This is a genomic window from Parasphingorhabdus sp. (assembly GCF_036963705.1).
GTDB lineage: Bacteria > Pseudomonadota > Alphaproteobacteria > Sphingomonadales > Sphingomonadaceae > Parasphingorhabdus.
In genome coordinates this window covers 1-7,802 of record NZ_JBALUT010000092.1, presented here as the reverse complement: position 1 = coordinate 7,802, position 7,802 = coordinate 1, and the positions used below count along the sequence as shown (strand labels likewise).

Below are 7,802 nucleotides of genomic sequence, written 5' to 3'. Positions count from 1 at the left end.
CGCTGACCTTGCAATGGTGTTCGCAGCAGCAATGCTACTTAGCACATTGCTATTGACGGTTTTATTCGAACGCGCCGGTTGGACCGCTTCGGCGATGGCAACGATCTTGCTCACAGCATCGGCGGTCATCATGGGCCTATGGATAACCGGCATAGAACTCAATATTTCGGCGCTCCTTGGACTAACAATGGTGGTTGGCATGGTTGCCGAATTGATCATTTTCTTTCTCGCCGAGATCGACAAGAGTCAGCCCGTTTCGGCAGCCTTGCTTCATGAAGCGGGCAAAAAGCGCTTGCGTCCGATCCTGATGTCGGCCTTGATCGCCATCCTGACATTAAGCCCACTGGCGCTGGGCCTCAGCCGTGGCGCCGGCTTGCAGCAGCCGCTGGCGACTGCCATCATCTTCGGCTTGATCGCTGCCGTGCCGCTGGTGCTGCTTTTCCTCCCTGCATGTCTGATCATGTTTGAGAAACGGAACAAGAGCGAGCCAGCCTGAGGATGAAAGAAACGGGCAACCATATGACGTCACTTATTGATCGCCTATCCATGCAGTTTCGCTCGGAACGAAAGTTGCCGTTCCGGCTGATACTTCTCTTTGGCAGCGTATCGCTTACAGCACTTCTATTCCTCTGGCTTTGGTCTGAAATCGCGGAAGGCGAGTTAGCCACAATTGATCAAACTATCTTATTTGCATTTAGGCGATCCGGTGACTTGCGGACAATGGCCGGACCAACATGGTTACGCCAGACAATGCTCGATTTTACGACAATTGGCGGCACTACGGTTCTCATCCTCGTGATCGCCGGGTCAGCAGCATTTGTATATTTGAAAGGAGCGCACCGAATGGCGCTCGTCATTCTCGGAGCTACGCTCAGCGGCAGCGCAATGGTAACCCTGCTCAAGGGGTTCTTTCAGCGCCCTCGACCTAACGTTGGTTGACCATCTGGTGATCGAGCATAGTGCAAGCTATCCCAGTGGTCATGCGGCCAATTCCGCCATCGTATTTTTGACAATTGCAGTTCTGTTTTCAAGGGTCGAGGACAGTTCTCGAACACGGCTGTTCGTGCTTTCGGTAGCTCTAATGCTGACGTTAGCCGTTGGCATCTCGCGCGTTGCTTTGGGCGTCCATTGGCCGAGTGATGTTTTGGCTGGCTGGATGTTCGGAACGAGCTGGGCATGTTTGTGGGCTTTACTCGTGAAATTGCCGAAGGTTGAAGAGAAGCTTTCTAAATAGCCAACGCTCTTCATTTTGGGCACATTGGGATATTGTATATTCCTTGAAATAGCGGTGTAATGTCGCTTCGACTAAACCGTTTCCATAGCAGCCGCCCCAATCTGGAGTCGGCAAACACGGGAAACAGGTTATGCGTAACTGGCGTTCAAATGTCCTTCACATTGGATCACCGCTTCTGGCAATCGCCGCCTTGTCGGGTTGTGGTTCATCTCAGTCGCCCAACGACAGTTCAAACAGCTCTGTTCAAACGGTAGCCGTCCCGCAAAATGAAGCAGTATCATCGGCTATCGCATTGGCGGCCGCTGCAGAAAATTTCGAAGCTCTGACCGAACAGGCGTTTACCGCCAAACCGGACGAGCTGGCTTTACTTTTTGCCATAGCCCAAGAATCCGCAACCGGTATCGCCGGTCAACTTGATCCCGCAGCTGCCAAAGCCCTCGATGGCCGTGTGAAGGATGCCAAGACAGCAATCGATGCCGGAAATCCGCCCGATATCGCATTGGCTGCTGTTGAAGGCTATAGGTTGATCGTCAGTGCGTTCTCCCCTGATGCCAAGATACCGGTTGCGGTCAGTTTGCTGGATTATGCCGGATTTCGCATTCAAGCAGATCTCAAATCTGATCCAAAACGCTGGTCTGACGCTAGGGAAGCTGGAAAATTTGCGCAAGAGCAGTGGGGTCTAATCAAGGATAGCGTAACCGATACGGAACTGAACAAACGTTTTTCAGACTCACTGGCCAAGCTCGACGAATATTTGTCCGTCAAGGACGAAAAAATGGCAGCGCAAGCTACTGTAACAGAGCTCGAACTTGTCGATGAACTGGAAGGCTATTTCCAGCCCACTTCAGCAATAAATTCTCCCAACAATCCAAAGAAAGGGACCTGACATGTTTAGAAAATCCCTCTTAGCCTTGATGGCAATTTCGGTGCTAGCGCTTCCCGCCTGCAACACAGTGCGCGGGGTTGGTGAGGACATTGAGTCTGCTGGCGATGCGGTGAGCGATACTGCTGAGTAATCCGGATACTGAAGTCTGGCGGAAAATAGAAATCAAAAAAAGGCAACCAGATGAGCATAGCAGGTTTAACAAGTGCACTGTTACTAGCTAGCGCACCGGTATATTCTGGCAGCACTCCGGCTTTGGTAGCGACACCGCACAATGCCGCCTCAGACAGACCATCGTTGACCGCGCAGGCTGTTCCAGAAAGTGCGGTGCCAGTCGTAAACACCGATCCTTTATTGCAAGCTCAGACAGTCAATACAGCCGTTGAATTGGCTCAGCCGCTGGCAATCCCCAAAGATGGAACAAAGCCTGTGCCAGCGGAAGCGATGTTTGTAACGGAACAACCGTCGGAGCAGAGCGATCGGGCCGACGGGATAGACCAAAATGAAGGTGCGATCGTTGTAACCGGGCGAATACGAACGCCTGGCGATCCATTGCAAAGGGTCAACGCTCAATCATATGCTATCACCCAAACTATCGACGAGGCTGTGGTTGCGCCGTCCGCGCATGCTTATGAAAAAAGAGTTCCAGAACCTCTCCGCAACGGCCTGCGGAACTTTGCAAACAACCTTCATGAACCAGCGGTTTTTGCAAACTTCCTGTTACAACTCAAACCCGGCAAGGCTGCTGAAACCGCAGGTCGTTTTTTGGTAAACTCGACATTCGGCGTCGCCGGACTGTTCGATATTGCTAAGCGGAAACCTATCAATTTGCCACGACGTAAAAACGGATTTGCCGACACGTTGGGATGTTATGGTGTCAAACCGGGGCCGTTTCTCTTTTTGCCGATAGTCGGACCGACAACAATCCGTGATTTGATCGGCGGCGGAGTGGACGCCTTTGCTATACCTATACCGAGTCCTGCCGGTAGGTCGCTCAGCAAGCCGGTGGTTGCCATTCCAACAAGCATAGCCCGCGAACTCGACAAGCGCGTTGAGTTTGATGAAGAATTGGAAATAATCCACAATTCAAATGATCCGTATGTCGCAGCGCGCGAATACTATCTGCAAAAACGTCAGGCCCAAATCGATGGGCTGTGCAGCAAAAGCGATTTGAATGCTGACAGTGATAAGCGTCCGCTTTAGGCTCCGTCAGAATTGGAGTTGAACGATGGAAAATGGGCGCATTTCAGACCGGCGACAATTGGGCCGATAGCGAACTGGCCGGTTCTGGGCAGCCGGTCCATCTAGCGGACATTAAACGCGGAGCGATTGCAATGTCAGTTTCCGCCCCAGTTTCAGTCAATCAGCAGAGGAAAATGCTGTATGATAGCTAACGAACCAATTGCAAACTCTGACTATCAGAGTCGTAGCCCGCGGAACTCTGGTATACTACGTCCAATCCAATTGTTCTTGAGGCTCGATATATGAAATCTGAAAACAAGGCTCCGATTATACGAATTCAGGAAAACGTCTTGGCGCGCAGCGAGCGTAAGCTTCTCATTTGGATGTGCGGGCGAATGCCCCGCTGGTTGACTCCCGACATGTTAACGTTTGTGGGAATGCTTGGAGCCGGCATGGTATTTGTTGGCTACGTTTGCAGCAACATCTCCGAGAATTGGCTGTGGCTCGCTATAATTGGCTACATAGTGCAGTGGGTTGGGGATTCCACCGATGGTAGCCTGGCTCGGTATCGCAAGATCGAACGGCCACGCTACGGTTATTTTCTCGATCATAGCTGCGATGGTCTTGCAACGACGGCGATCGTGGTGGGAATTGGCCTCAGCCCTTACGTCTCATTGGAAGTCGCGTTAGTCGCGTTGGCGGGATACCTTCTGCTGTCTATCCATGCGTTTTTATCGGTTCGCGTCTTGGGCGAACTGAAGCTTTCCTATTTGAATCTCGGACCGACTGAATTGCGGTTTATTCTCATCGCTCTGACAATTGCAATGTTGTCCTTTGGTGCTGGCCCTGGAAGGTTTGGCCAAATAAGCGGCTTCGACGTTTTTGTAGGGTCGGTTGGCATTTTGCTTATAGCCCTATTTGCTTTGCAGACCTTCCAGACCGCAGCGCGTTTGGCAAAGGAAGAACCAGCGCGGAACGACGAATGGCGGAACCCGAAGTAAACTACCTCTGATGTCCGATTACCACCAACCCGTGCCGTTCTGGCGCTAGAGAAGTGTGTGCGCGGAGATGGCCGCTTTCGGGGACGAGCGTCGACGTTCGGAATGACGACAATTGGGCGCGAAGCGGACATAAAGCCGGGCAGCTGCGAATGTCTCCAAAAAGGGGCGTTTGCCGACCAGCCGCTTTTATGTTCCATCCAATCAATTCTAATGACCGAAACTGGGGCGGAAGCTGACATTGCAATCGCTCTGCGTTTTTGTCCGCTAGTCGGACCAGCTGCACAGAACCGGACCGTCGGCAATCGGCCCAATCGCAGACGATCTGAAATGCGCCCAAGAACATACCTTTACTCAAAAATTCATTTTGACCAAAAGCCGATATTCAACTGCCATGCCCTCCATGCGTGTCGGCGTCGGTCAAACTTCGCTTGTTTGACAAATAATATTTCTCGAACCCGATGATGATAACGATGCCGACAAATGCGATGACAATAATCCACGGGTCAATGTTGGCTTTCATCATCAGGAAAGCGCCGAGCACGACGACATCGAAAAATATCGCGCTCAGCAATACCCATCCTTGGGCTCCTACATCCTTACGCAAATATCTGAAGACACCCCAGTGGATGACGATGTCCATCACCAGATAAAAAATCGCGCCAAGCGATGCGATGCGGCCCAGATCAAAAAATGCGGCGAGCAAGCCTGCTGCAATGACGGTGTAAACCAATGTATGCGTCTGAATGTCGCCGGGCATGCCAAAGTGACGGTGCGGGATGAGCTCCATATCGGTCAGCATCGCAAGCATGCGGGAGACCGCAAAAACACTGGCAAGAAGTCCCGATGCGGTTGCAATAATGGCAATGGCAACGGTAAACCAGACGCCATAATCACCAAAGGCCGGGCGGGCTGCTTCAGCGAGGGCATAGTCCTTCGCCGCGGAAATTTCATCTATGCCCAGCGTTGAACCGACCGCAAACGCGACCGACATATAGACGAGTAAACAGATCGCCAGCGAGATCATGATCGCACGGCCTACGTTTTTCTCAGGATGGACAACTTCTCCGCCGCTGTTGGTGATTGTTGTAAAGCCCTTGAACGCAAGAATGGCGAGGGCAATCCCGGCAATAAATCCGGTCGGAGAGGCCGCGCTTTCTGGCGCACTCTGTGTAAATTCAAAGGTGAATCCGGCTGCCCACAATATCGCGAGAGAGAATATCAATATGCCGCCGATTTTGAGTATCGCAGTGACCGACGAAATTGATCCGATGATCTTGTTGCTTGCGATATTGACGAGAAAGGCAAAAATGATCAGCCCGATAGCCAATATCGGCACCAGGATGGAATCGCGGCCAACGTCGAAGAGTTGCAATGTGTAAGTCCCGAACGTCCTAGCGACGAGGCTTTCATTGATGATCATCGAGAAGGCCATCATCAGTGCAGCGGCTCCCGTCACTGTCGCGGGTCCATAGGCCTTTTGCAGGATCATGGCGATGCCGCCAGCGGAAGGATATTTATTGGATACCTTGATATAGGTATAAGCGCTAAATCCGCTGATCACGGCGGCAATAAGGAAAGCCAGCGGGAATAACGGGCCGGATAATTCCGCAACCTGCCCGGTCAGAGCAAATATCCCCGCACCGATCATAACACCGGTGCCCATTGCCACTGTTCCCGCCAATGTCAGGCTGCCCGCTTTGTAGGACGAGGTTTTTTTACCGGTTTTCACAGCGCTCCCGTGGTCGTTCATCGCCATTCACTTCTAAATCGCGCTGCCCGGTCCGCAAAGCGGTTCATATGCGATACCGCTTCCGTTGTCAGAGGATGTTGTGTCGCATCCTCCCTGGGTGAAATAAGTTCTGCCAATGCACGAACTTTTTCATGGGTTTTATCTGGGCTTTCCGAAAGCAGAGCCAACACGATATTCTCCAGTGCAATAACGCGAACTCTAAGCTGGACGAGTTCGGCGTTACCTATGTGCGGATATTCCGATGTCCGGTTATCCTCTTCGGTTTGTGCGCCACCTTCATTGTCCCAGCGGGAAAGCGCACGATAAGGGTCCCGATATAGCTCGGCGTCTTTTTTATCAGTCATGGATCTTTCCTGTCTACTTGGGGCTGCCTTCTCGCGAACCAGAGTGTGATCGAAGATATAACGATCCACATCACAATAGGGACCAGGCCGACATCTACAAACGGTATGACCGGCATAAGGTCGCTATAGCGCCAACCCCAATCCCAGTCGCGCGGCACCTTCGTCGCGAATATTTCGATGACTAGCGTGATTGTCAGACCCGTTCCCAAATAGACCCCCAACATCCAGATCTTTGGATCGAACATCCAGTATCTATTTCGTTTGAGCAAAGAGACGAGCGAATAGGCGACGAGCAGGATCCCGGCATCGCCGAAACTTGCTTGCGTGCAGCCCAATGTCCTCTCCCAATAGGTTGCCTGTCCGACATCAAAAAAGGGCATCTGCAGAAACTCCCAGATGAAGGAGGTCATAAAGCCGAAAATCGCGACGTGCACTTCAGGTTGCTTGTCAAAGTTCATGATACGACAACTCCGGTTTTGAATAGCGAAACAGGACCCGCTGCGGTCGGGAAACTGTGCAATGTAGGAAGTTGGGCCAAAATCATTTCAGCTTTTCCGCCTCGCGTCTGCGAAGCAGATAATATGCTGCGGGCACAACAAATAGCGAAAGCAAAGGCGCGCTCAGCATGCCGCCGACCATCGGAGCTGCAATCCGGCGCATAATTTCCGACCCGGCGCCTTCGCCGATGAGGATCGGGAAAAGGCCTGCCAAGATCACCGCTACGGTCATCGCCTTTGGCCGTATCCGCAGCAATGCGCCTTCACGCACTGCCTGTTTAACCTGCTCTGCGTCCGGCTTTTCGCCGCGCGCTTCCAGTGCCTGTTTCAGATAGATCAGCATCACCACGCCAAATTCAGCTGACACGCCGGCAAGCGCGATAAAACCAACCGCAGTTGCAATCGACTGGTTGAGGCCCATCCAATAGAGGAGCCATAGTCCGCCGGTGAATGCGAATGGCAATGTAGCCATGATGAGCAACGCTTCATCGAAACGGCGGAAAGTCAGATATAGCAGGAAGAAGATGATCGCCAACGTAGCAGGCACGACCACCATCAGCCTATTGGTTGCGCGCTGCAGATACTCGAATTGCCCCGTATACGCCACGCTAACGCCGGGCGGTAGATCAACCTCTTTGCCAATTGCCGCTTGCAAGTCTGCAACCACCGATACCAGATCACGGCCCCTGGTATCGACATAGATCCAGGTTGATGGCCGGCCATTTTCACTGCGTAGCATCGGAGGACCGGAACTGATATCAATGTCGGCAACCGTGCCCAAGGTAATCTGCTGCAAGGATGGCGTGAGAACCGGAAGATTTCGCAGATTTTCTAAGCTATCACGTATCTCTCGCGGATAGCGGACGCTGATCGGATAGCGTGCCAGCCCTTCGACGGTTTCGCCGATATTC

General features: G+C 52.3%; 11 protein-coding genes. 7 read left to right on the top strand and 4 right to left on the bottom strand.

The features are described from left to right. The 7 genes from V7680_RS14170 to V7680_RS14140 form a co-directional block, all read left to right on the top strand. The coding region (locus V7680_RS14170; RefSeq protein ID WP_335653916.1) for an efflux RND transporter permease subunit at positions 1 to 496 on the top strand (496 nt) is incomplete at its 5' end. A 2-nt stretch (positions 497 to 498) separates the two neighbouring features. Next, positions 499 to 939 (top strand): hypothetical protein, encoded by a 441-nt coding sequence (locus V7680_RS14165; RefSeq protein WP_335653915.1) that lies wholly within the window; start codon positions 499 to 501, stop codon positions 937 to 939. Between the two features lie 7 nt (positions 940 to 946). Continuing rightward, a complete protein-coding gene (locus tag V7680_RS15785; RefSeq protein ID WP_442955056.1) occupies positions 947 to 1,234 on the top strand; it encodes a phosphatase PAP2 family protein in 288 nt (95 codons plus the stop codon). A 130-nt stretch (positions 1,235 to 1,364) separates the two neighbouring features. Further along, positions 1,365 to 2,120, top strand: a complete 756-nt coding sequence (locus V7680_RS14155) for a hypothetical protein (protein WP_335653913.1) — start codon at positions 1,365 to 1,367, stop codon at positions 2,118 to 2,120. Between the two features lies 1 nt (position 2,121). After that, on the top strand, positions 2,122 to 2,250 hold the full coding sequence (locus tag V7680_RS14150) for an entericidin A/B family lipoprotein (RefSeq protein ID WP_335653912.1): 129 nt from the start codon (positions 2,122 to 2,124) through the stop codon (positions 2,248 to 2,250). 50 nt (positions 2,251 to 2,300) lie between these two features. After that, the gene (locus V7680_RS14145; RefSeq protein WP_335653911.1) at positions 2,301 to 3,320 is read left to right on the top strand and encodes an MlaA family lipoprotein; all 1,020 of its coding nucleotides are present in this window, start codon (positions 2,301 to 2,303) and stop codon (positions 3,318 to 3,320) included. A 281-nt stretch (positions 3,321 to 3,601) separates the two neighbouring features. Next, positions 3,602 to 4,300 (top strand): CDP-alcohol phosphatidyltransferase family protein, encoded by a 699-nt coding sequence (locus V7680_RS14140; protein ID WP_335653910.1) that lies wholly within the window; start codon positions 3,602 to 3,604, stop codon positions 4,298 to 4,300. Between the two features lie 382 nt (positions 4,301 to 4,682). On the opposite strand, the gene V7680_RS14135 is transcribed toward V7680_RS14140, so the two are convergent. The 4 genes from V7680_RS14135 to V7680_RS14120 form a co-directional block, all read right to left on the bottom strand. Further along, positions 4,683 to 6,029 (bottom strand): APC family permease, encoded by a 1,347-nt coding sequence (locus V7680_RS14135; RefSeq protein ID WP_335653909.1) that lies wholly within the window; start codon positions 6,027 to 6,029, stop codon positions 4,683 to 4,685. Between the two features lie 17 nt (positions 6,030 to 6,046). Beyond that, positions 6,047 to 6,394, bottom strand: coding sequence for a hypothetical protein (locus tag V7680_RS14130; RefSeq protein WP_100093767.1), 348 nt, complete (start codon positions 6,392 to 6,394; stop codon positions 6,047 to 6,049). Then, positions 6,391 to 6,852 carry a hypothetical protein gene (locus tag V7680_RS14125; protein ID WP_335653908.1) on the bottom strand — a complete coding sequence of 154 codons (462 nt, stop codon included), beginning with the start codon at positions 6,850 to 6,852 and terminating at the stop codon, positions 6,391 to 6,393. The genes V7680_RS14130 and V7680_RS14125 overlap by 4 nt, the downstream gene beginning before the upstream one ends. Positions 6,853 to 6,934: 82 nt before the next feature. Next, positions 6,935 to 7,802: efflux RND transporter permease subunit (locus tag V7680_RS14120; protein ID WP_335653907.1), on the bottom strand; the 868-nt coding region annotated here is incomplete at its 5' end.